This is a genomic window from Acetobacter sp. DmW_125128, assembly GCF_008704325.1.
In the GTDB taxonomy this organism is placed as follows: domain Bacteria; phylum Pseudomonadota; class Alphaproteobacteria; order Acetobacterales; family Acetobacteraceae; genus Acetobacter; species Acetobacter oryzifermentans.
This window is the reverse complement of the sequence record NZ_VHOP01000101.1, coordinates 1-570: the sequence shown is the minus strand read 5'-3', so window position 1 is coordinate 570 and position 570 is coordinate 1. Positions and strand designations below refer to the sequence as shown.

Here is a 570-nt window from a genome sequence, read left to right as displayed (position 1 = left end):
GCCTTCGTGAACTTCAGTGTCCAGCGCGCATGACGATCCTTGTGCGACAGCTTTGCGGGTTTGTCCTGCCAGTCTTCAGGAATACGGCCTGCTCGCAGATCCGCTTTCTCTGCATTGGTGTTCCGCTGCTTCGGAGCCGCTACCAGCGTGGCATCCAGGATCTGGCCTGACATCGGCAAATACCCGGCGTTACGCAGGGTCACATCAAAGCGGATGAACAGCCCATCGATCGCACCCGCCTGGGTCAGACGCTCGCGAAACAGCCAGACCGTTTTGGCATCCGGCACCCGATCTGAAAGTCCCAGCCCAAGGAAACGCATAAAGGAGAGGCGATCGTTGATCAGATATTCCGTCCGCTCATCAGACAAATTGTTGAGCGTCTGGATCACCAGGATCTTGAACATCAGCACAGGATCAAATGGCGGTCGTCCGCCCTTGCTTCCATCGGAATACGCCAGGGCCTTGTCCAGATCAGGACGGAACGCTTCAAAATCCACAGTCCGGGAAAACGCTTCGAGCTGATCGCCAAGCCCACTCAGCCGGGCAAGACGCTCTTCAACATCAAAGAAA

1 protein-coding gene is annotated in these 570 nt (G+C 56.3%); it reads right to left on the bottom strand.

Translation table 11 applies throughout. From position 1 onward, the window contains the following. Nucleotides 1–570: transposase (locus FKW19_RS15160; protein WP_150395948.1), on the bottom strand; the 570-nt coding region annotated here is incomplete at both ends.